This window comes from Candidatus Pelagibacter bacterium nBUS_29, from assembly GCF_051200905.1.
Taxonomy (GTDB): domain Bacteria; phylum Pseudomonadota; class Alphaproteobacteria; order Pelagibacterales; family Pelagibacteraceae; genus Pelagibacter.
Genome location: NZ_CP172843.1, coordinates 1,280,839 through 1,300,936 on the forward strand (window position 1 = coordinate 1,280,839; position 20,098 = coordinate 1,300,936).

Sequence of the window (20,098 nt, forward strand, 5' to 3'; positions counted from 1 at the left end):
TGATTCATTTGTATGAATATTAAAAAAACTGCTTATTTATTGCTTAATTTTGCCATTAATAGATTGGTAGAAATTTTTGGGGTATTAATTTCTTTAATAGGTGCAATGTTATTTTTAGCACTAATAACATATTCACCAAATGATCCAAATTTCATTTTTCCTGAAAATACAAAAATTGATAACTTAATGGGTTTTCAGGGTAGCTTTATATCTGATTTATTTTTTCAATCAGTTGGGCTAACAGCTTATTTAATTCCATTTACACTTATGATTACTGGTATTAACATTTCAATAAAGAAGGTTTTTTTTTTATTTATTGAAAATAATTTCTATACAATTTTATATTTAATATTTGGAACACTTTTTTTTGAACACTATTATTCTGATACGTATTCACTATATATAAATGGTATAAGTGGTTTTGTTGGGATATATTTAAATCAATCATTCCTTGGATCCTTAATATCAATGTATGAAGATATTTTTTTTTATATTTTAATTTTAATTATTACAATCTTTTTTCTAATAAGTATTAATTTTAATCTAAATAAAATTTTTTATTTTATTAAAAAAATTTTTCATTTTATTGGTGAAAAAAATAACAAAAATTACACTGATAAAAGTGAAATAATTAATGAATACATTCCACAAGATGAAATTAAAAACCTTATTCAAGAAGATTTGCCATTTATAAAAAGTGAAAATAAATCTGAAACAAAAATAAAATTTAAATTACCAGGTCTCGATTTACTGAAAATTCCAACAAAAGAGGAAAGGGAGAATTTTGAAAAAAATGAAACTCACGATCCAGGTTTTTTAGAGAAAATACTAATGGATTTTGGTGTAAGCGGAAATATAAAAAAAGTTAGTCATGGTCCTGTGGTAACTCTTAATGAGTTTGAGCCTGCGGCTGGAGTAAAAGTTTCTAAAATAATAAATTTATCAGATGATATAGCAAGAAACACCAGTTCTGAGTCAGCAAGAATTGCTACTATACCAGGAAGCAATACTATTGGGATAGAACTTCCAAACAACATAAGAGAAAATGTTTATTTAAGTGAAATTTTGGCCAATGCAGACTTCAAGAAAAAAGACATTAAATTGCCAATAGCTCTTGGTAAAAATATCTCTGGCAAGCCAATTGTTGGTGACTTAGCTTCTATGCCCCATCTTCTTATTGCAGGGACCACAGGATCAGGAAAATCGGTTTGCATCAATACAATTATTTTATCTCTTCTTTATCGGCACACACCTGATAAATGTAAATTCATTTTAATTGACCCAAAGATGCTTGAGCTGTCAACATACGAGGGTATTCCACATTTACTTTGTCCAGTAATTACCGAAGCCAAAAAAGCAGCCTCTGTTCTTGGTTGGGTCGTTAAAGAAATGGAAAGCAGATATAGATTAATGACGAAAGAAGGTGTTAGAAACATTGATGGATATAATGCTAAGCATAAACTGCCTATGCCTTATATAGTTGTCGTTGTTGACGAAATGTCAGACTTGATGCTGGTTGCTGGTAAAGAAATTGAAAATTATATTCAAAAATTATCTCAAATGGCTAGAGCAGCTGGGATTCATATAATAATGGCTACTCAAAGACCAAGTGTTGATGTCATTACCGGTACTATTAAGGCTAATTTCCCTACCAGAATATCTTTTCAGGTTACCTCAAAAATAGATAGCAGAACTATACTTGGAGAACAAGGCGCCGAACAATTACTAGGTAAGGGAGATATGCTTTATATGTCCTCTGCTAATAGAATAGTTAGAATACACGCACCATTTGTTTCAGATAATGAAATTGAAAAAATTAATAATTCTTTAAGAGCTCAAGCTGAACCAGATTATATAGATGAAATATTAAACTTTGCAGACGAAAAAGAGATTAATGATAGCCAAAGTCAGGGTGATAAAGACGAATTGTATCAACAGGCATTAGAAATTATTCAATCAGAAGGTAAAGCCTCTACATCATTTTTACAAAGAAAACTTCAAATTGGCTACAATAGAGCTGCAAGAATTATTGACATGATGGAGGCTGATGGAGTTGTTAGTAAGGCAAATCATGTTGGCAAAAGAGATGTTCTATAATGTTTAAATATCTTTTTATTTTTATCTACTTAATTTTATTTTCTAATAGTCAGGCAGATAACAAAGATAAAATAATAGAAAATTTAAAAAATACTGAAAACCTAAATTTTAAGTTTGAACAAAATATAGATGGAAAAATAGAAAATGGAAATTGTACAATTCAATATCCAAAAAAAATTTATTGTAAATATATTAAAAATAACAAAATATTAGTTTCTAATGGCAAATCTTTAGTCATCAAAACTAGGACTAGCTTTTATAGATATCCTTTAAATAAAACACCACTAAACTTAATATTAAATAAAAATTTTTTAATTAAAAAAATTGAAAATTTAAATGAAAGAATAATAGATAAAACATACATAAATTTTGAAATAGTAGAAAATGACAGTGAAATAAATATTTTTTTTGATGATAAAAACTTTAATTTAGTTGGGTGGCAGACAAAAGATATTTATCAAAATGTAAATGTTACTTATCTTTCCTCAACTCAGGTAAATCAAGAAGTTGATGAAGATTTATTTAAACTGCCAGCTCAAAACTAGACTCTTATAACTTCAGTTTTAAATATTTTCATACCTCTAGCAATATAATTATTTAAAGCATTTTTGTGATCAAGAGAGCATGTATGAACCCAAACTCTATTAACACTTTCTTTAAAAGATTTCTGGATTGCTTGAGACAATAAATATGATCCAAGCTTTTTATTTTGAAATTCTTCTAACAAACCAAAATAGGCAATCTCAACTTCTTTTTTTTCACTGTGAGATATCAGTTCAAAGAAGCCAGCTAAGTCATCTTTAAATTTAAAAACATATGTTTCAACATTTTTATTAGAAACATAATCTATCCATTGAGTTTCTGTCCAAATTAATCGATCAATCCATTTATGTTTTTTTCCAATATTTTTATAAAAAAATTTATTTAGCTGAAAATTTATTGGCTCTAATAAATTTAAAGAATAATCTCCATTAGGTTCGATAACCTCATTAAGATCTTGAATTGAATTTATTTCTAAATAATTTCTTTTAACTTCTTCTGTCACTCAACCATTTTTCCAACTTTTTCACCTCCAAATAAATGAAAGTGTAAGTGCGGAACCTCTTGACCACCATCATCACTTATATTGGTCAGTGCCCTATAGCCTTTGCCTACTTCTGTTGAAATACCTAGCTTTTTGGCTACTATGTTTATACCCTTAAGCAACCCAATCATCTCTTCTGGAGAGGCATTTAAACTAAAATCATCCAAATCAACATATTTCCCTTTAGGGATGACTAAAGCATGAATTTTTTTTTGAGGATTAATGTCATGAAAAGACAAAACAAAGTCATCTTCATAAATTTTATTACAAGGTATCTCTCCCCTTAAAATTTTTGCAAAGATGTTGCTATCATCATAACTCATTTTTTTCTATTTTCTAATTCCTGCATCACTTCTTCAATTTTCACATCATTAGCTTCTAAGTACATCAATAAATGATAAAATATATCTGCCGCTTCATGTATTTTATTTGTATCTTCTTCAATCGCTTCGATTAACTCATTAACTTCCTCTAAAACTTTAGCTTTACTTAGAGCTTTGTCTGTAAGTAACTTGTTTGTGTAAGACCCTTCTACAGGTGCTGATTTTCTTTCTCTTGCGAGTTTTATTAAATTTTCTAATGTACTAAACATACTAAATTCTAACAGGAATTCCTTTTGAATCCAGATATTCCTTGGCCTCTTTTACTGAATATTTTCCATAATGAAATATGGATGCAGCTAAAACTGCACTTGCATTTCCCAATTTAATTCCGTCAACTAAATGATCAAGATTTCCAACTCCACCAGAAGCGATCACAGGAATATTTACTTTAGATGATATCTTTAACATTAGTTCGATGTCATAACCAACTTGAGTACCATCTCTATCCATTGATGTTACTAATAATTCTCCTGCTCCACTATCCTCCATTTTTTTGGCAAATTCTATTGCATCAATTCCAGTATTATTTCTTCCTCCATGAGTAAAAATTTCCCAATTATCTCCATTTTTTTTTGCATCTATTGCAACAACAATACATTGTGAACCAAATTTCTTAGAACTTTCAACTACTACTTCTGAATTTTGAACCGCCGCAGTATTTATAGATATTTTGTCAGCACCATAATTTAATAATTTATTAATATCATCAACACTTCTAATTCCTCCTCCAACAGTTAAAGGAACAAAACATTTCTTGGAAGTTTTCTCCACTACTTCGTAAATAGTGTTTCTATTTTCATTGGAAGCAGTAATATCGAGAAAACAAATTTCATCTGCCCCGCCCTCAGAATAAATTTTAGCTTGCTCAACTGGATCTCCAGCATCTTTTAAATCAACAAAATTAATACCTTTTACAACTCGTCCATTTTTTACATCTAAACATGGTATTATTCTGTTTTTAAGCATCTAATTCCTTCACTAATTCTTCTAATTTAATATCACCATCGTATATTGCTTTACCAACTATAATACCCTCGATATTCTCATTATTTAATTCTTTAGCTTTTTTAATGTCATCAATTGAAGACACTCCGCCAGATATGATTACAGGACAATTTGAATTATCAGCAACTTTTGATGTTTCATCAAAATTAGGGCTTTGCTTCATCCCATCTTTATTTATATCTGTATAAATCAACCTGCTTGCACCAAAATCATTTACTTCTTTTAAATAATCTAAAGTTAATTGATTAGAATTTTCTTTCCAGCCTGAAACAGATAGATATCCATCTTTAGCATCTAAGCCTAAAGCAATTTTATTTGGAAATTTTTCACAAGCTTCTTTTAGAAAGATTTTATCTTTTATAGCAGCACTTCCTAAAATTACTTTCTCAACACCAGCTTCTGTATATTTCTTGATACTTTCAAAATTTCTAATACCTCCACCAATTTCAATTTTAATATCAAATTTACTCACTATTTCTTGAATAATATCAAGATTAATGGTTTCTCCAGTTAAAGCCCCGTCCAAATCAACTATGTGTAAGTTTTTAAAACCATGATCCTTGTATTTTCTAGCTTGTTCCACAGGTGACATTTCATATTCAGTTTTGTTGTCAAAGTCCCCTTTAACTAATCGCACACACTTTTTATCTTTAATATCAATTGCAGGAAATATTTTCATTTTATAGATTTATAAAGTTATCAATTATTTTCAATCCAGTTTTATCACTTTTTTCAGGGTGAAATTGAGTTCCAAAAATATTTTCCTTTTCAACAGAACATACAATATTTGATGAATAATCTGTTGTTGCTGAAATTACACTGTTATCTTCAGGTATAAATTCATAACTATGAACAAAATACATATGAGATTTATTTTCTATATTTTTAAAAATCTTACTATCTTTAACAATATTTATTTCATTCCAGCCAATGTGTGGAAGTTTGTAATTATTATTTTGATTATCAATTTTAGAAACTTTTCCAGGTATCCAGCCTAAACCATTAGTTTCTGTTTCTTCATAACCAATATCTGCAAACATTTGTAGCCCAACACAAATTCCAAGAAGAGGTTTTTTGTTATTAATTGCAAATTCATTTAATGTATCCACTAAACCATTAATGTTATTAAGCGCATCAACACAGCTCTTGAACGAACCCTGGCCTGGTAATACCACTTTATCTGAGGATTTAATCTTATTTAAATTTGATGTTACCTCGATATTTACTTTATATTTAGCAACCTCCTTAAAAGAGTTTATTACTGAGCTTATGTTCCCCGAATTATAATCAACAATTGTGACGTTCATTAAACTTATAATGAGCCTTTAGTCGATGGTATACTTTTCTTGCTTCTAGGATCCATCTCCAATGCTTCTCTCAATGACCTTGCTAATGCTTTATAGCAAGACTCGATGATGTGGTGGCTATTGTCTCCATAAATATTTTCAACGTGCATTGTAATACCAGCTGATTGTGAAAATGCTTGAAACCACTCTTTGAATAGTTCTGTGTCCATCTCACCAAGCTTCTCAACTTTTAATTTTACTTTCCAGATCAAATAAGGTCTGTTCGAAACATCTATTGCAACTCTAGTTAAAGTTTCATCCATTGGAATTACTCTGTGTGCGTATCTTTTGATCCCAACAAATTTTTTAGCAGCTTTTTTTAAAGCTTCACCAATAGCTATACCTGTATCTTCCGTGGTATGGTGAAGATCAATGTGAGTATCACCTTTTGCTTTTACCTTTAAATCTATAAGAGAATGCTTTGATAATTGCTCAAGCATATGATCTAAGAAACCTATACCAGTATCAATTTGGTATTTGCCTTTTCCATCAATATTAACTTCAACACTAATGCTTGTTTCTTTAGTTTTTCTGGATACTTTTCCTTTTCTAACCATATATTTCAAAGGTATACATACATAATTACCCTATATCAATATTAGTATGAACACTTGAAGTATCAAAAATAGTTACCATTTATTAAGCATGACAACGATTGTACTAGTAAGAAAAAATAATGAAGTAGTAGTAGCTGGTGACGGACAGGTCAGTATGGGAAATACTGTAGTTAAAAGTACTGCTTCAAAAATTAGAAAAATTGAAAAAAGAGATGTGGTAGCAGGTTTTGCAGGATCAACTGCTGATGCACTTACATTATTTGAAAGATTAGAGGCTAAAATTGAAAAACATGCAGGAAACTTATCAAGAGCAGCTGTTGAATTGGCCAAAGATTGGCGAACAGACAAATATCTTAGAAGATTAGAAGCACTGATGGCCATAGGCGACAAAGACAACAGTTATATTATTTCTGGAACTGGAGATGTTTTAGAACCTGAAGGTGATGTAATCGGAATTGGCTCAGGTGGAAACTATGCTTTAGCTGCTGGAAAAGTTTTGATGGAAACAGACAAAAGTGCGGAAGAAATCGCAAAGAAAGCAATCAAAGTTGCTTCTGAAATTTGTGTTTTTACAAATGATAATATTAAGGTTTTAAAAATTTAATGGAAAATTCAAACGTAACTCCGTTAGTTCCTAAAGATAAAAACACTAAAGAAGAAAATTCTCTAGTAAGCTCACTATCTCCTAGAGAAATAGTGTCTGAACTAGATAGGTTCGTTGTAGGACAAAATAAAGCAAAAAAAGCTGTCGCTATTGCATTAAGAAATAGATGGCGAAGACAAGCGCTTAAAGGTGAAATGAAAAATGAAGTTTTACCAAAAAATATTTTAATGATTGGGCCAACTGGTGTTGGTAAAACTGAGATTTCTAGAAGACTATCTAAACTTGCGGAAGCACCATTTGTGAAAGTTGAAGCTACAAGATTTACTGAAGTGGGATATGTTGGAAGAGATGTTGAGCAAATAGTAAGAGATTTGATTGAGATAGCTATTGGCATGGAAAAAATCAAAATGAGAAAAGAAGTTCACGCTCAGGCTCAAAAATCTGCTGAAGAAAAAGTATTAGATGCATTAGTTGGTAAAAAGGCTAGTTTAGCAACTAGAGAAAGTTTTAGAAAAAGACTTAGGAATGGTGATCTTGATGATAATGAAATTGAGATTGCTGTAAGTGATAGTGGATCAAATAATACTTCTTTTGAAATTCCTGGCATGCCTGGTGCTAATGTTGGAATGATTAACATTGGTGAAATGATTGGCAAATCAATGGGAAATAAAGAGAAGAAGAAGAAAATGACTGTAAAAGAGTCTCACGATATTTTAATCAATGATGAGTCGGATAAATTAATTGAACAAGATAAAATTGTAAAAGCTGCAAAATTATCAACTGAAAATAATGGAATAGTTTTCTTAGATGAAATAGATAAAATTTCTGCAAGAACAGATAGAGTTGGAGGAGATGTTTCTCGTGAGGGTGTCCAAAGAGATTTATTACCTTTGATTGAGGGTACTACAGTTAATACTAAACATGGTCCAATTAAAACAGATCATATTTTATTTATTGCATCAGGAGCTTTTCAACTTGCAAAACCATCTGATCTACTTCCTGAACTTCAAGGTCGTCTACCTATAAGAGTTGAGCTAGAAGCATTGACTAGCGATGATTTTAAAAGGATCTTAAGGGAGCCAGACTTTAGTTTAATTAAACAGTATGTTGCTTTATTGAAAACTGAGAATGTTGAACTTGAATTTTCAGATGATGGAATTGATACAATTGCAAATATTGCATCAGAAGTAAACACAACTGTTGAAAATATTGGAGCAAGAAGATTACACACAATAATAGAGAAAATCTTAGATGATATTAGCTTTACGGCTACTGACCGGTCTGGTGAAAAAATTATTATAAATAAAGATTATATAAATAAAAATCTTGATAATTTAATCAAAGATACCGATCTATCAAAGTTTATTTTATAATCTAATTATATATATCCTAGTTCAACCATTTCTCGTTTAAAACTCTTTTCAATCTGGTCAATAAGGTTTTTATTTAAAGATTTTGACCAATTTCTTTGTCCACCTTGATCAAAAAAATTTATCTTTTTGCCCGCATTATCTTTTACACTTTCTTGAAAATTATTATTTTTTTCTAAATTTTTTAAATTATCTAAAGTTGTAGTCTCAATTACATTTTTTATCTTATTCATGTTTAATATTAATTTTCTATTAGTTAATGAAAAAATAAATTCGATTATTTTAACTAAGTTTTTTTTTGGATTTTCAATCAAATCTTCATATTTAATTAATAAATATTTATTATGTTTTTCAAAGGCTTTCCAACTTGAATAATTTTCTGCCCAATTGCCCATAAGATCATTTTTATTTCCCTTACCTAAAGTAACAAATTTTACAATCTCTTCAATTGGTCTATCCAAGTGTCGAGCGTAGGAAAGTACAAGATTTCTTGGATCTCTTACAATATATATAGCACCAAGAGAATGATCAAAATTAGTAAAGGGATACTTTTTTTCAAAATTAAATAACATGTTGTGTGTTTTAACAAAACCAATTGAATTTTTATTATTAAATAACTCTTGAGCTTTAATAGAGTTTTTAATAATAGAATTAATATCTCCGTCTTTAATTCCTAATTTTTTAAGAAAACTATCATTTGGAAATTGTTTAATATTATATAATAGTTCAAAATTAAATATCCCATCATTAGAAAATAAGTATGCTGATAACATTGATCTTAACATGGTATTTCCACTTTTAGGATATGATGCTAACCAAATAATCATTTTTTTCTTTTTAAATATATATAAAAAGCACCATCTCCTCCATCTTCAATTTTCGCACCTTTTATTTCAGAAATTTTTTTCATTAACTCAATATTTTTTTTTATAAACTCAGGAACTGAATGTTTCAAAATACTAAAATCCTTTGAAACATAGGGGTCTTTTTCATTATTGGAATGAAGACCTTTTCCAGTAACAACTATTAATTTATTGATACTTTCTTCGTGGGATTTGTTAATTAAGTCTTGAATAGATTTATTTGCTTCTTCAAGAGTATACCCATGTAAATCTATTGATTTTGTTATATAATAGTTTTCTTTTTTACGTTTTAAATCTTTATTGGGGAGTTTATCATTCCTAGAAATAAATTTTTCCCAATCTTTTTTATCTTTATCTGAAATTTTTTTTGTCAATTAAGTTAGGGTGCTAACTAGTTGCCAATTAGGGTTAACTGAGGTGGTGTCTCTGGAAAATACCCAAGTGTCATAAATCTTTTTAATTTTTTCAGGGTCTCCAGATATTATTTTTTTATTTTTATCTTTAATACATGTAATTACTTCAGCTATAAAATCCACAGTTACATTTAAAATCTTATCTACTTTCTTGTGTTCCTTAATAACTGCTGAATTTATACCTATAAAGGTAATTTCTGCGTGATGATCTCTAGAACTTCTTTCCTTTAATGCCTCATTAAACTGGTTATAAATATCTTTATTCAACAAAGGCTTACTGGTAGTTATTTTGTTATCGTTATCGCTAAAGTCTGTAATAATAGTCTCATAGGCAATTCTTGCACCTTTTAAAAATTCTTTTTGTGCCTTTTCATCAAAAACATCAGTTTCTTTTGGAGTTTGCTTAATAACTGCTTCTTTTAAAATCTTATCAAATTGGGGTGGGGCTTTTCCTTCAAAACCAGTTCTTTTTCCAAGGATACCCCTTAATCTTAAAAAAATAAAACCTGCTATCATTGCAAGAAGAATGATATCGATATATTCAAAACTATAATTCATTGATAATATAGTAATTACTATGTTGATTAATTTCAACTAGCAATTTAGATTGAGGACAAATGAACTCAATTTTACTGTTAATTATTTTAATCCCAGTCATTGAAATATTTCTTTTTATAAAAATTGGCTCTCAAATCGGTGCTATTACGACAATTTTACTGATATTTATCACTGCTATTGTTGGGATTTACTATGCAAAATATGAGGGTTTGAACATTTTAAGATCTGGGTTTACACAAATAAGCAAGAATCAAACACCAAAATATGAAATAATTTCAGGAGCTGCAATTGCATTCGCCGCTCTTCTTTTAATTATTCCAGGATTTGCTACAGATATTTTTGGTTTTTTAATTTTGCTTCCTATAACGCGTCACTTTTTTTTAAAAAAATTTTTTAAAAAATTTAAAACGAGGGAAGAAACTGAAAGAAATAATTTTATAGAGGGAGATTTTGAAGATATAGAGGATGAAAATGACAGATAAATTTAAAATTTTAGGAAAATATATAAAAGATATGTCTAGTGAAACACCTGATGTGGAAACTTATATATTTGTTAGAGATTATATTTCAAAATACCAACTAAACATTGATATTAATTCTAAAGCATTAAAAAATAAAATGATTGAAATAAATACAATTTTAAAGTTTGAGGATAAACAGGAAAATAAAAAAAAATCTTTTTTTGAAATGAAGTACTCAACTATAGTAAAAATAAATGATGAAATTAAAGAAAAAAAAGATCTTGAAAAGATAATACTTTGTGATGTTCAAATTGAAATTTATCCTGAATTAGAAAAATCATTTTTAAATTTATTACACAATTCGGGATATCCAAACGTTAAATTTGAAAAAAAAATTGATTTTGAACAACTTTATGATCAAAGATTAAATTAAAAAAAATTTTTTTTAAGGTTATTTTTTAAATACTCTTTATGTTTTTTTAATTCTTCATCAGTTGGTGAAATAATTTTTTTAAAATAATTTATAGAAATATTATTTTTTTGATTAAGCTTTGTTTCTTCATTTTGAAAATTTAATGTGGGTTCTTTTTGATCTAACAAGTTAATATAAACTTTTGCTAAGAGATCACAGTCAATTAATGCAGTATGTTGAGTTCTTTTTGAATTATCAATTCTATATCTTTTACAAAGAGCATCTAAACTAACTGGTGATCCAGGAAATTTGTCTCTTGCTAAAATTAAAGTGTCGACAATTTCATTGGCTATTTTATTTTTTCCCAGTATAGCCAATTCATTATTTAGGTGACCTAAATCAAAAACAGCATTATGTATGATTAGTGTTTTGTCTTCTATAAATTCAAGAAATTGCTCACCAATTTCACTAAATTTTTTTTGTGTAGCTAAGAATTCGTCTGTGTATCCATGAACCTCTAGTGCCTTTTCTGAAACTTTTCTTTCTGGATTTAAATAACAATGAAATTTATTTTTCGTTGGTATCAAATTTTCAAGTTCAATACAGCCAATTTCTACAATTCTATGTCCCTCTTTTGTCGATATGCCTGTCGTTTCTGTATCTAAAACTATTTCTTTCATTAAGTAATTTTCCTTAAAATATTGTTTATACCATCATTAACAGATTTCTTAGTAAAGTTATTTTTAATAACAAAGTGAGATATTTTCTTTTTATAAGTAGTTGAATATTGAATAGTTTTAAATTTTTTTAAAAGTTTTTGATTAAAATTTTTTCTTTTTCTTAATTTTTTTAAAATAGATGATTTCTTAGATTGCACATAAACCAATATATCTTTTTTTTTATTAATTTTATTTTCTAATAATAGTGGTATGTCTAAAATAACAATTTTCTTATTTTTATTTTTTTTTAAAAAATTGTTCATTTTTTTTCTTATTTCTATATGAACAATTTTAATTATTTTATTTAAATTATTTTTATTAGATAAAATTGCATTAGAAATTTCTATTTTTTCTATTGGAAATGAATAAATATATTTTGGTAATTTTCTTTTTAACTTATTGAACACATCTTTATTTTTTTGATATAATTTGGCAACTTCATAATCAGCATTAAAAACTGGGTAGCCAAAACTTCGAGCCACATAACTCTTACCAGACCCTATCTCACCCAAAATACCAATTCTAATCATTTATCTAAAAGTTTAATAACATTTTCGTTTATCTCAGGCTTTTGTTTATGCCAAATATTAAATGATGAAAGAGCCTGATAAATAAACATTAATTTACCATTTAAAGTTTTGTTGCCCAATTCTTTTCCGATTTTTAAAAAATTGGTTTCGCTGGGGTTATAAATAACATCATAAAAAAATTTGTTTCCAGAAATAGTAGAAAAATCAAGATTTAAATTATCTTCTTTTTTTAAACCCAGGCTTGTTGCATTAATAATCATATCAAAATTTGATTTCTCACCCCATTTTATTATTTCTATATTTTTAAAAAGCTTTTTTAAATTATCTGCTCTCACTTTTGTTCTATTGCTTATTTTAATTTTAGAAACTTTCATTTGATTTAAAGCAAAAATTATTGATGGAACCACTCCCCCAGCTCCTAAAATCAAAATCTCTTTGTTAATAAGATTATATTTTGATTTTTTAATACTAGTTTCAAAGCCAACTATATCGGTATTATGGCCCATCACCTTATTGTCTTCTAAATAAATGGTGTTAACTGATTGTGTGCTCTTAGCTTCGATGCTTAATTCATCTAAAAAGGGAATAATAGCTTTTTTAAATGGTACCGTAACATTAATACCATTAATTTCTTTTTTTTTAACTTGCAAAATAAGCTGTTCTAATTGATCTTCATTTAATTTTTGTTTTTCATAAACTGCATCGATACAATTTTTTTTTATCCAATAATTATGTAATTTGGGGGACAAGGAATGTTCAATAGGATTTCCTATTACTAAAAACTTTTTCATTGGTGGTTTTTTAAATACTCCTTAATTTTTAGAACAGGTAGTCCCATTATTGTGTCTTCATCTCCAATAATGCTTGAAAATAAATGTCTCCCATCACTTTCTATTTGGTACACGTTATAAGCGTACAAAGTTTCATCTGAAATTTTAGATAAATAAATTTTTAAACCTTCTTCTGAAAAATTTTTCATTATTAATTCGGCTTTATCAGTATAATTCCATATCATTGAACCGTTTCTTGAAATACAGACAGAGCTTATTAATTTATGTTTTTTTCCATTAAGTTTTTTTAGTATAATTAAAGCCTCTTCTCTACTCTCAGGTTTAGATATTAGCTCACCATCTAAATCTATTACACTATCTGCCCCCAAAACCATTCTTTCTTTTTGATTTAAACTAACTTTGTTAGCCTTTAATTCGGCTAAATTTTTTGAGATAACTTCTGGAGATGCTTGTTCGCTTATAAGGCTTTCTTTTACGAATTCTTCATCTACATTTGACGGTATAACTTCACAGCGTAAATTATTTCTATCTAGTATTTCTTTCCTAACCTTGCTTTTAGATGCAAGAATAATTTTATTTAACATTATTTAAATATATTTCATGTATTTTTATTATTGATGCGGCCGTTTCTTCAACAGATTTTCTTGTAACATCAATTGATGGCCATCTATATTTTTGAAATGTTTTTTTTGCGTCTGCAATCTCTTTTTTAATATTTTCTATATCTGTATATTTCACATTTTCAGTTTCTTTTAAAGAATTCATCCTGTTTTTTCTTAGATCAACCAAACGTTCTGGCTCAGTATTCAAGCCTACCACACAGGTTAGCTGTGGGTTATCTCTTAATTTTTTTGGTAAAGAATTTTCGTTTACAAGTGGTATATTCGATGTTTTAAGGCCTTTGTTTGCAAGATAAATTGATGTTGGTGTTTTGCTTGTTCTGCTCACACCAACTAAAATTATATCTGATTTTTCTATGTCATTAACTAAATTCCCATCATCATGACTCATTGTAAATTGTATGGCTTCTATTCTTTCATAATATTCATCATTAAGAGCGTGCTGCCCACTGGGTTCGTGCGACGCTTTTTGATTAAGAATTTTGGAAAAATTTAAAATTAAATTTCCCAGGACACCAAAACAAGGAATTTTTTTTTCATTACTTACATTGGCCAAATATTTGGCTAGGTTATTATCAACTATTGTATAAAGAATTACTGAATTTTCATTTTTTTTTGCATCTTCTAAAATTTTGAGAATTTGATTTTCTGTTCTTGTAAAAGAATAAGAATGTACTTTGTATTCAATGTTTTTAAATTGAGCTTTTAAAGCTAAAAAAATTCGATCCAATGTCTCACCGGTCGAGTCTGATATTAAATAAATTTCGTATGTATTACTCATGAATAAATTGTTAATAAATTTGTATTGTTTTAATAAAATTACTCAATTTAATTATTGGTTAATTATTATTGTAAAATAAGGGTTTTATTAACATTAATAAATTTATAGATGAAATTATACAATATATTGAATAAACATATAAAAAGCTTCAATTTTAACAATAGTATTAATTATTAACTGTTATTAAGTTGTTAATAAAATGTTAAAAAGAACTTATCATCACTATTCACAAATCATAATACTAATACAATAATTATATATAACTATTTTAATATGACCCCTCTACACAAAGTAATAATAAATAAAGAAACAAAAACCAATCCTATTTGGATAATGAGGCAAGCTGGAAGATACCTACCTGAATTTAGAGAGATAAGAAAATTAAATCCAAACTTTATAAATTTATGTTTAAATGAAAATCTATCATCAGAGATTACTTTACAGCCTTTAAAGAGATTTAATTTAGATGCTGCAATAATCTTTTCTGATATTTTAATGCTTCCTTATGGTTTAAATCAAAAAGTTGAGCTTGAAAAAGGTTATGGACCTAAATTAGGCAAAGTTAATATTGATGAAATGTTTAAATTAGACGAAGTTGATTTTGTTCAGAAAATTTATCCAGTTTATAAAGCCATTAATAAAGTAAGTACAAATGATCTGGTAAAGAATAAAAATACAATTGGCTTTGTGGGAGCTCCCTGGACTTTACTAGTTTATATGATTAATCAACAATCACCCAAAAAAAATTTAAAAGAAAATTTTTTTAAAGACAACTTTTTAATAAACAGAATTTTATTGATTTTAGAAAAATTTCTAAAAATACATATTAAAAATCAAATCGATAATGGCGCAAATATAATACAAATATTTGATAGTTGGGCGGGTTTATTGGAAGAAAAGGATATACCTAACTATATTTATGCACCCACCCTAAACTTGGTGAATTATGTTAAATCTTTAAACATACCTGTTATTTGTTTTCCTAGAGAAATTAAAAATTACAAAGAATTTTGCGATATTGTTAAACCAGATGCAGTTGGTATTGATTATAATATTGACCCAAAAAAAATTTTAAAGGATATAAAAATTCCAATTCAAGGTGGGCTTGACCCCAAAATATTACTTACTGATAAAGAAACGTTAAAAAAAGAAGCAACAAAATATTTAGATATTTTTAAAGATCATCCATATATTTTTAATTTAGGACATGGTGTCTTGCCCGAAACGGATCCCAATATGTTTGAGTACTTGGTTAACATTGTAAAAAATTATTAATGAAAAAAGCTGTAATTCTTTTTAATTTAGGAGGGCCTGATAAATTAGAAAACGTTAAGCCATTCTTGTTTAATTTATTTAATGATCCTGCAATACTAAATTTACCTACTATTTTTAGATATCCTCTAGCCAAGTTAATTTCTAACAGAAGAGCACCAACAGCAATAAAGATATACCAAGAACTTGGCGGATCATCACCAATTTTAAAATTAACAGAGGATCAATCAAAAGCCCTTGAGGCAAAACTTAATAATGATGATCAAAATTCAGAGTATAAGTGTTTTATAGTAATGAGATGTTGGCACCCTAGAGCAGAGGAAATTGTAAAACACGTAAAAAGCTTTAATCCAGATGAAATTATATTAATGCCATTATACCCACAATATTCTGCGGCAACATCAGGGTCTTCAATTAATGAATGGAAATATATTTGTAAAAAGAATAATGTCAAAATTAAAACAAGTACAATTTGTTGTTATCCTACAGATCATAATTTTGTTTTGGCACATAAGGAAGAAATATTAAAAAAAATTAATAATTTAGAAAATTTTAAGCTAATATTTTCTGCACACGGTTTGCCAGAAAAAAATATAAAAAAAGGTGATCCCTATCAATGGCAAGTAGAGCAATCAGTTGGTAAAATTGTTAAATCTATAAATATTGAAAATTTAGATTGGATATTAAGTTATCAAAGTCGCGTTGGTCCTTTAAAATGGATTGGTCCATCCACAGAAGATATTATTATAGAAAACTCAAGAATAGGCAAACATATTGTCTTAGTCCCTATAGCATTTGTATCTGAACACTCAGAAACACTAGTTGAATTAGATATAGAATATAAAGAATTGGCAGATAAAAATGGATGTAAAAATTATACAAGAGTTCCGGCTTTAGGTACTAATGAAAATTATATAAAAGCCATGTCTGATTTAATTATTAAAAAACAGGATTATAATTTTAATGGAAAACTTTTTCCTCCAAAAACACAATGCCCAAACAAATTTGTTAAATGTCCGTGTTTAAATTATGAATAGTTATTTAATATTTAAAAGCTTACACTTAATAGCTGTTATTTCATGGATGGCTGGTCTATTGTATCTCCCAAGAATTTTTGTTTATCATGTCGAGAATAAAGAAAAAAAAGAAGTGACTGATATCTTTGAAGTAATGGAAAAAAAACTTTTCTATTACATAATGCGTCCCGCAATGATTTTCACTTGGATTTTTGGTTTAATCTTAATCTACCTAAATGGAATAGAAATATTTTCTCAATTATGGATGCAAATTAAAATAGTCCTAGTTATTTTATTGTCAGCTTATAATGATTATCTTGGTAAATGCCTTTTATCTTTAAAAAATAAATCTAACAATAAATCTTCAAAATTCTTTAGAGCAATTAATGAATTTCCAACGGTGGTGCTTATTTTAGTAGTATTTCTTGTTATTTTTAAGCCAATCTAGGGTTGAAATTACAATTATAGTATATATATTAATCTAATCTCTATAGTCCTAAAAATTTAAATCATGAACATCCAAGAGTTAAAATTAAAATCATCTGAACAACTTATTACGCAAGCTGAAGAGCTGGGTATTGAGAACGCGAGCACATTGAGAAAACAAGAAATTCTTTTTGCAATTTTAAAAAAAGTTGCAGAAAAAGAGGAAATAACAGGTGCTGGTGTTTTACAATTATTACAAGATGGATTTGGTTTTTTAAGAGCGATGGAGTCAAACTATTTACCAGGACCAGATGATATTTATGTTAGCCCAAGTCAAATTAGAAAGTTTGGTTTAAGAACAGGAGACACTGTTGAAGGACCAGTTAGAGCCCCTAAAGAAGGTGAAAGATATTTTGCATTACTTCAAGTTAGCAAAATTAATTTTGAAGAACCAGAAAAAGCGAGACATAAAATTGCATTTGATAACTTAACACCACTTTATCCAGATCAACAAATGGTTATGGAAATTGAGACAACAAAAGTAGAAAAAAAACCAGATTTAACACCCAGATTAATCGATCTTGTAAGCCCAATTGGAAAAGGACAAAGATCTATCATTATTTCACCACCTAAGGCTGGTAAAACAATGATACTACAAAGTATTGCAAACTCAATTGCTAAAAATTACCCAAAAAGTTATTTGATGGTTTTGTTGATTGATGAAAGACCAGAGGAAGTTACAGATATGCAAAGAACAGTAAAGGGTGAAGTTATTAGTTCTACATTTGATGAACCAGCTCAACGGCATGTTGCTGTTGCTGAAATGGTTATTGAAAAAGCAAAAAGATTAACAGAACATAAAAAAGATGTTGTTATATTATTAGACTCAATCACAAGATTGGGAAGAGCTTATAATGCTGTTATTCCAAGTTCTGGAAAAGTTTTAACTGGTGGTGTAGATGCTAATGCGCTTCAAAGACCCAAAAGATTTTTTGGGGCTGCAAGAAATATTGAAGAAGGTGGTTCATTAACAATTATCTCAACTGCATTGATTGATACTGGAAGTAGAATGGACGAAGTAATTTTTGAAGAATTTAAAGGAACAGGAAATAGTGAAACTGTTCTTGATAGAAAAATAGCTGATAAAAGAATTTATCCTGCAATTGACATAACAAAATCTGGAACTAGAAGAGAAGAATTATTATTTGATAAAAATGATCTCCAAAAAATGAATGTTCTTAGAAGAATTATTGCACCAATGGGAACAATGGATGCAATTGAATTTATCAATTCAAAATTAAAAGATACAAAAAATAATGCTGAGTTTTTTAACTCAATGAATAAGCCAGCATAACAATTAATTATTACAATTAAAGTTTTACAGGCACCTCGAATTGAAGCTATAATCTTCGAATGACAATTTATGCTTTATCAAGTGGACCTGGATTATCTGGTATTGCTGTTATAAGAATTTCAGGTCAAGAAACCTCTAAAGCAATTGAATTACTAACTGGCAAAAAAGTTCCAAAACCAAGAGTAGCAACTCTCAGAAAAATCAACAAAATCAACACTTCTGAGCTAATTGATGAGGGCATAATACTATGGTTTCCTGGGCCTGAGAGCTACACAGGTGAAGATATGGCTGAAATACAAGTACATGGAAGTAAAGCTGTAATTGATGCTTTACACTCCTCTATCTCAAATGTTGAAAATTGTCGTCTGGCGGAGCCAGGTGAGTTTACAAAACTTGCATTCCAAAATGGAAAAATAAATTTACTTAAAGCTGAGAGTATTGCAGATTTAATTTCCTCTGAAACTGAAATTCAAAGACAGCAAGCGATAAAAATAATGAATGGAAAATCAGCTGATCAATTTAATTTTTTAAGAGAAAAACTTTTAAAAATTTTATCTCATGTTGAAGCTAAGATAGATTTTCCAGATGAGGATTTACCAAATGATATTTTAGAAGAAATTAAAAAAAGTTCTGATGATGTTTTGATAAATATTGAAAAAATTTTAAATGATCAAAAAGTTGGAGAAAGAATTAGAGAAGGTTTTAAAATAGCAATTCTTGGACCTACCAATGCAGGTAAATCTAGTCTTTTAAATCATCTTTCAAATAGAGATGTTGCAATAGTTTCAGAGATTGCAGGAACAACAAGAGATGTAATTGAAACACATCTAAACATAGATGGGTATCCAGTAATTGTTTCTGATACTGCCGGGATAAGAGAATCTAAAAATGAAATCGAAAAGAAAGGTATTAAATTATCTTTAAATAGAGCAGAAGAAGCCGATTTAAAGTTGGTAGTTGTTGATGCTAAAAACCTTAATTTTAATGAGGTTTTGAAGGGTTTATTAGATGAAAATGCAATCTTAGTAATAAATAAATCAGATCTTTTAAAGGGAGATATTAATCCAGAGATCAAAAAATTAAATCATGTATTAATTTCAATTAAAGAGAATTTAAACATTGATGAATTAATTTTAAAAATAAAAAATAATTTAAAAAATAAATTTATAACAAGTGATGATATTTTAATTACCAGAGAACGACATAGACAACATCTTGAACAATGCTTAGAGCATCTAAAAAATTTTAATAAAAAAAAAAAGTTGAAGATTTTGATAAAGCCACAGAAGATATAAGGTTAGCTACCAGGCATCTTGGTATGATTGTTGGAAAAGTTGATGTTGAGGAGATTTTAGGCAGTATTTTCAACGATTTCTGTATAGGTAAATAATACCCCATTTTCCATGTTTTTAAGCTTTTTTTAATTAAAAAACGTT

At 28.3% G+C, this 20,098-nt stretch carries 26 protein-coding genes; 11 read left to right on the forward strand and 15 right to left on the reverse strand.

The features are described from left to right. Positions 1–12 precede the first annotated feature (12 nt). Together ACIJYA_RS06870 and ACIJYA_RS06875 are read left to right on the forward strand one after the other, a co-directional pair. Positions 13–2,097 carry a DNA translocase FtsK 4TM domain-containing protein gene (locus ACIJYA_RS06870; protein ID WP_435088329.1) on the forward strand — a complete coding sequence of 695 codons (2,085 nt, stop codon included), beginning with the start codon at positions 13–15 and terminating at the stop codon, positions 2,095–2,097. Next, positions 2,097–2,642: a LolA family protein gene (locus ACIJYA_RS06875; protein ID WP_435088331.1), complete on the forward strand. Its 546-nt coding sequence runs from the start codon at positions 2,097–2,099 to the stop codon at positions 2,640–2,642. Before ACIJYA_RS06870 ends, ACIJYA_RS06875 begins: the two co-directional genes overlap by 1 nt. Here the strand turns inward: ACIJYA_RS06875 and ACIJYA_RS06880 are convergent. The 7 genes from ACIJYA_RS06880 to hisB are packed head-to-tail and all read right to left on the reverse strand — an operon-like array spanning position 2,639 to position 6,472. Beyond that, on the reverse strand, positions 2,639–3,142 hold the full coding sequence (locus ACIJYA_RS06880) for a GNAT family N-acetyltransferase (protein WP_435088334.1): 504 nt from the start codon (positions 3,140–3,142) through the stop codon (positions 2,639–2,641). The genes ACIJYA_RS06875 and ACIJYA_RS06880 overlap by 4 nt on opposite strands. Then, positions 3,139–3,504: a histidine triad nucleotide-binding protein gene (locus ACIJYA_RS06885; RefSeq protein ID WP_435088336.1), complete on the reverse strand. Its 366-nt coding sequence runs from the start codon at positions 3,502–3,504 to the stop codon at positions 3,139–3,141. Before ACIJYA_RS06885 ends, ACIJYA_RS06880 begins: the two co-directional genes overlap by 4 nt. Beyond that, positions 3,501–3,773, reverse strand: coding sequence for a phosphoribosyl-ATP diphosphatase (gene hisE, locus ACIJYA_RS06890; RefSeq protein WP_435088338.1), 273 nt, complete (start codon positions 3,771–3,773; stop codon positions 3,501–3,503). Before hisE ends, ACIJYA_RS06885 begins: the two co-directional genes overlap by 4 nt. Before the next feature lies 1 nt (position 3,774). Continuing rightward, on the reverse strand, positions 3,775–4,530 hold the full coding sequence (hisF, locus tag ACIJYA_RS06895; protein WP_435088340.1) for an imidazole glycerol phosphate synthase subunit HisF: 756 nt from the start codon (positions 4,528–4,530) through the stop codon (positions 3,775–3,777). Then, positions 4,523–5,248, reverse strand: a complete 726-nt coding sequence (hisA, locus tag ACIJYA_RS06900) for a 1-(5-phosphoribosyl)-5-[(5-phosphoribosylamino)methylideneamino]imidazole-4-carboxamide isomerase (protein ID WP_435088342.1) — start codon at positions 5,246–5,248, stop codon at positions 4,523–4,525. The genes hisF and hisA overlap by 8 nt, the downstream gene beginning before the upstream one ends. A 1-nt stretch (position 5,249) precedes the next feature. Continuing rightward, complete coding sequence (gene hisH, locus ACIJYA_RS06905; protein WP_435088344.1) at positions 5,250–5,876, reverse strand: imidazole glycerol phosphate synthase subunit HisH; 627 nt, start codon at positions 5,874–5,876, stop codon at positions 5,250–5,252. Positions 5,877–5,881: 5 nt separating this feature from the next. Continuing rightward, on the reverse strand, positions 5,882–6,472 hold the full coding sequence (gene hisB / locus ACIJYA_RS06910) for an imidazoleglycerol-phosphate dehydratase HisB (protein WP_435088346.1): 591 nt from the start codon (positions 6,470–6,472) through the stop codon (positions 5,882–5,884). An 88-nt stretch (positions 6,473–6,560) separates the two neighbouring features. On the opposite strand from hisB, the gene hslV reads away from it, so the two are divergent. After that, positions 6,561–7,076, forward strand: coding sequence for an ATP-dependent protease subunit HslV (gene hslV, locus ACIJYA_RS06915; RefSeq protein WP_023649225.1), 516 nt, complete (start codon positions 6,561–6,563; stop codon positions 7,074–7,076). Then, positions 7,076–8,449: an ATP-dependent protease ATPase subunit HslU gene (gene hslU, locus ACIJYA_RS06920; RefSeq protein ID WP_435088348.1), complete on the forward strand. Its 1,374-nt coding sequence runs from the start codon at positions 7,076–7,078 to the stop codon at positions 8,447–8,449. The genes hslV and hslU overlap by 1 nt, the downstream gene beginning before the upstream one ends. 5 nt (positions 8,450–8,454) lie before the next feature. Here hslU and ACIJYA_RS06925 read toward each other — a convergent pair whose 3' ends face one another. The 3 genes from ACIJYA_RS06925 to ACIJYA_RS06935 are packed head-to-tail and all read right to left on the reverse strand — an operon-like array spanning position 8,455 to position 10,280. After that, positions 8,455–9,273 (reverse strand): sulfotransferase domain-containing protein, encoded by an 819-nt coding sequence (locus tag ACIJYA_RS06925; protein ID WP_435088350.1) that lies wholly within the window; start codon positions 9,271–9,273, stop codon positions 8,455–8,457. Next, a complete protein-coding gene (locus ACIJYA_RS06930) occupies positions 9,270–9,683 on the reverse strand; it encodes a Smr/MutS family protein (RefSeq protein WP_435088352.1) in 414 nt (137 codons plus the stop codon). The genes ACIJYA_RS06925 and ACIJYA_RS06930 overlap by 4 nt, the downstream gene beginning before the upstream one ends. Further along, positions 9,684–10,280 carry a Tim44/TimA family putative adaptor protein gene (locus ACIJYA_RS06935; RefSeq protein WP_435088354.1) on the reverse strand — a complete coding sequence of 199 codons (597 nt, stop codon included), beginning with the start codon at positions 10,278–10,280 and terminating at the stop codon, positions 9,684–9,686. A gap of 59 nt (positions 10,281–10,339) precedes the next feature. On the opposite strand from ACIJYA_RS06935, the gene ACIJYA_RS06940 reads away from it, so the two are divergent. Together ACIJYA_RS06940 and ACIJYA_RS06945 are read left to right on the forward strand one after the other, a co-directional pair. Next, complete coding sequence (locus ACIJYA_RS06940; protein ID WP_435088356.1) at positions 10,340–10,762, forward strand: FxsA family protein; 423 nt, start codon at positions 10,340–10,342, stop codon at positions 10,760–10,762. After that, positions 10,752–11,174: a protein-export chaperone SecB gene (locus ACIJYA_RS06945; RefSeq protein ID WP_435088357.1), complete on the forward strand. Its 423-nt coding sequence runs from the start codon at positions 10,752–10,754 to the stop codon at positions 11,172–11,174. The genes ACIJYA_RS06940 and ACIJYA_RS06945 overlap by 11 nt, the downstream gene beginning before the upstream one ends. Here the strand turns inward: ACIJYA_RS06945 and dnaQ are convergent. The 5 genes from dnaQ to ACIJYA_RS06970 are packed head-to-tail and all read right to left on the reverse strand — an operon-like array spanning position 11,171 to position 14,594. Further along, positions 11,171–11,833, reverse strand: coding sequence for a DNA polymerase III subunit epsilon (dnaQ, locus tag ACIJYA_RS06950; protein ID WP_435088359.1), 663 nt, complete (start codon positions 11,831–11,833; stop codon positions 11,171–11,173). The genes ACIJYA_RS06945 and dnaQ overlap by 4 nt on opposite strands. Continuing rightward, positions 11,833–12,402, reverse strand: a complete 570-nt coding sequence (coaE, locus tag ACIJYA_RS06955; protein WP_435088360.1) for a dephospho-CoA kinase — start codon at positions 12,400–12,402, stop codon at positions 11,833–11,835. The genes dnaQ and coaE overlap by 1 nt, the downstream gene beginning before the upstream one ends. Further along, on the reverse strand, positions 12,399–13,193 hold the full coding sequence (gene aroE / locus ACIJYA_RS06960; RefSeq protein WP_435088362.1) for a shikimate dehydrogenase: 795 nt from the start codon (positions 13,191–13,193) through the stop codon (positions 12,399–12,401). The genes coaE and aroE overlap by 4 nt, the downstream gene beginning before the upstream one ends. Further along, positions 13,190–13,777, reverse strand: coding sequence for a Maf family protein (locus tag ACIJYA_RS06965; RefSeq protein WP_435088364.1), 588 nt, complete (start codon positions 13,775–13,777; stop codon positions 13,190–13,192). Before ACIJYA_RS06965 ends, aroE begins: the two co-directional genes overlap by 4 nt. Further along, positions 13,767–14,594 (reverse strand): pyruvate, water dikinase regulatory protein, encoded by an 828-nt coding sequence (locus ACIJYA_RS06970; protein WP_435088365.1) that lies wholly within the window; start codon positions 14,592–14,594, stop codon positions 13,767–13,769. Before ACIJYA_RS06970 ends, ACIJYA_RS06965 begins: the two co-directional genes overlap by 11 nt. Before the next feature lie 273 nt (positions 14,595–14,867). Here ACIJYA_RS06970 and hemE point away from each other — a divergent pair, with 273 nt between their 5' ends. From hemE to mnmE, 5 genes are all read left to right on the forward strand, one after another. Next, a complete protein-coding gene (gene hemE, locus ACIJYA_RS06975) occupies positions 14,868–15,869 on the forward strand; it encodes a uroporphyrinogen decarboxylase (protein WP_435088367.1) in 1,002 nt (333 codons plus the stop codon). Next, positions 15,869–16,903: a ferrochelatase gene (hemH, locus tag ACIJYA_RS06980; protein WP_435088369.1), complete on the forward strand. Its 1,035-nt coding sequence runs from the start codon at positions 15,869–15,871 to the stop codon at positions 16,901–16,903. Before hemE ends, hemH begins: the two co-directional genes overlap by 1 nt. After that, a complete protein-coding gene (gene hemJ / locus ACIJYA_RS06985; protein WP_435088370.1) occupies positions 16,896–17,330 on the forward strand; it encodes a protoporphyrinogen oxidase HemJ in 435 nt (144 codons plus the stop codon). Before hemH ends, hemJ begins: the two co-directional genes overlap by 8 nt. Before the next feature lie 63 nt (positions 17,331–17,393). Continuing rightward, positions 17,394–18,662 carry a transcription termination factor Rho gene (gene rho, locus ACIJYA_RS06990; RefSeq protein WP_435088372.1) on the forward strand — a complete coding sequence of 423 codons (1,269 nt, stop codon included), beginning with the start codon at positions 17,394–17,396 and terminating at the stop codon, positions 18,660–18,662. A 59-nt stretch (positions 18,663–18,721) separates the two neighbouring features. Further along, on the forward strand, positions 18,722–19,957 hold the full coding sequence (gene mnmE, locus ACIJYA_RS06995) for a tRNA uridine-5-carboxymethylaminomethyl(34) synthesis GTPase MnmE (RefSeq protein WP_435088374.1): 1,236 nt from the start codon (positions 18,722–18,724) through the stop codon (positions 19,955–19,957). Positions 19,958–20,098: the final 141 nt, after the last annotated feature.

Excerpts from the sequence above, each read along its gene's own strand:
- ACIJYA_RS06870 (WP_435088329.1), top strand. The coding sequence starts at position 13 with ATGAATATTAAAAAAACTGCTTATTTATTGCTTAATTTTGCCATTAAT.
- ACIJYA_RS06875 (WP_435088331.1), top strand. The coding sequence starts at position 2,097 with ATGTTTAAATATCTTTTTATTTTTATCTACTTAATTTTATTTTCTAAT.
- ACIJYA_RS06885 (WP_435088336.1), bottom strand. The coding sequence starts at position 3,504 with ATGAGTTATGATGATAGCAACATCTTTGCAAAAATTTTAAGGGGAGAG.
- hisE (WP_435088338.1), bottom strand. The coding sequence starts at position 3,773 with ATGTTTAGTACATTAGAAAATTTAATAAAACTCGCAAGAGAAAGAAAA.
- hisF (WP_435088340.1), bottom strand. The coding sequence starts at position 4,530 with ATGCTTAAAAACAGAATAATACCATGTTTAGATGTAAAAAATGGACGA.
- hisA (WP_435088342.1), bottom strand. The coding sequence starts at position 5,248 with ATGAAAATATTTCCTGCAATTGATATTAAAGATAAAAAGTGTGTGCGA.
- hisH (WP_435088344.1), bottom strand. The coding sequence starts at position 5,876 with ATGAACGTCACAATTGTTGATTATAATTCGGGGAACATAAGCTCAGTA.
- hisB (WP_435088346.1), bottom strand. The coding sequence starts at position 6,472 with ATGGTTAGAAAAGGAAAAGTATCCAGAAAAACTAAAGAAACAAGCATT.
- hslV (WP_023649225.1), top strand. The coding sequence starts at position 6,561 with ATGACAACGATTGTACTAGTAAGAAAAAATAATGAAGTAGTAGTAGCT.
- hslU (WP_435088348.1), top strand. The coding sequence starts at position 7,076 with ATGGAAAATTCAAACGTAACTCCGTTAGTTCCTAAAGATAAAAACACT.
- ACIJYA_RS06925 (WP_435088350.1), bottom strand. The coding sequence starts at position 9,273 with ATGATTATTTGGTTAGCATCATATCCTAAAAGTGGAAATACCATGTTA.
- ACIJYA_RS06935 (WP_435088354.1), bottom strand. The coding sequence starts at position 10,280 with ATGAATTATAGTTTTGAATATATCGATATCATTCTTCTTGCAATGATA.
- ACIJYA_RS06940 (WP_435088356.1), top strand. The coding sequence starts at position 10,340 with ATGAACTCAATTTTACTGTTAATTATTTTAATCCCAGTCATTGAAATA.
- ACIJYA_RS06945 (WP_435088357.1), top strand. The coding sequence starts at position 10,752 with ATGACAGATAAATTTAAAATTTTAGGAAAATATATAAAAGATATGTCT.
- dnaQ (WP_435088359.1), bottom strand. The coding sequence starts at position 11,833 with ATGAAAGAAATAGTTTTAGATACAGAAACGACAGGCATATCGACAAAA.
- coaE (WP_435088360.1), bottom strand. The coding sequence starts at position 12,402 with ATGATTAGAATTGGTATTTTGGGTGAGATAGGGTCTGGTAAGAGTTAT.
- aroE (WP_435088362.1), bottom strand. The coding sequence starts at position 13,193 with ATGAAAAAGTTTTTAGTAATAGGAAATCCTATTGAACATTCCTTGTCC.
- ACIJYA_RS06965 (WP_435088364.1), bottom strand. The coding sequence starts at position 13,777 with ATGTTAAATAAAATTATTCTTGCATCTAAAAGCAAGGTTAGGAAAGAA.
- ACIJYA_RS06970 (WP_435088365.1), bottom strand. The coding sequence starts at position 14,594 with ATGAGTAATACATACGAAATTTATTTAATATCAGACTCGACCGGTGAG.
- hemE (WP_435088367.1), top strand. The coding sequence starts at position 14,868 with ATGACCCCTCTACACAAAGTAATAATAAATAAAGAAACAAAAACCAAT.
- hemH (WP_435088369.1), top strand. The coding sequence starts at position 15,869 with ATGAAAAAAGCTGTAATTCTTTTTAATTTAGGAGGGCCTGATAAATTA.
- hemJ (WP_435088370.1), top strand. The coding sequence starts at position 16,896 with ATGAATAGTTATTTAATATTTAAAAGCTTACACTTAATAGCTGTTATT.
- rho (WP_435088372.1), top strand. The coding sequence starts at position 17,394 with ATGAACATCCAAGAGTTAAAATTAAAATCATCTGAACAACTTATTACG.
- mnmE (WP_435088374.1), top strand. The coding sequence starts at position 18,722 with ATGACAATTTATGCTTTATCAAGTGGACCTGGATTATCTGGTATTGCT.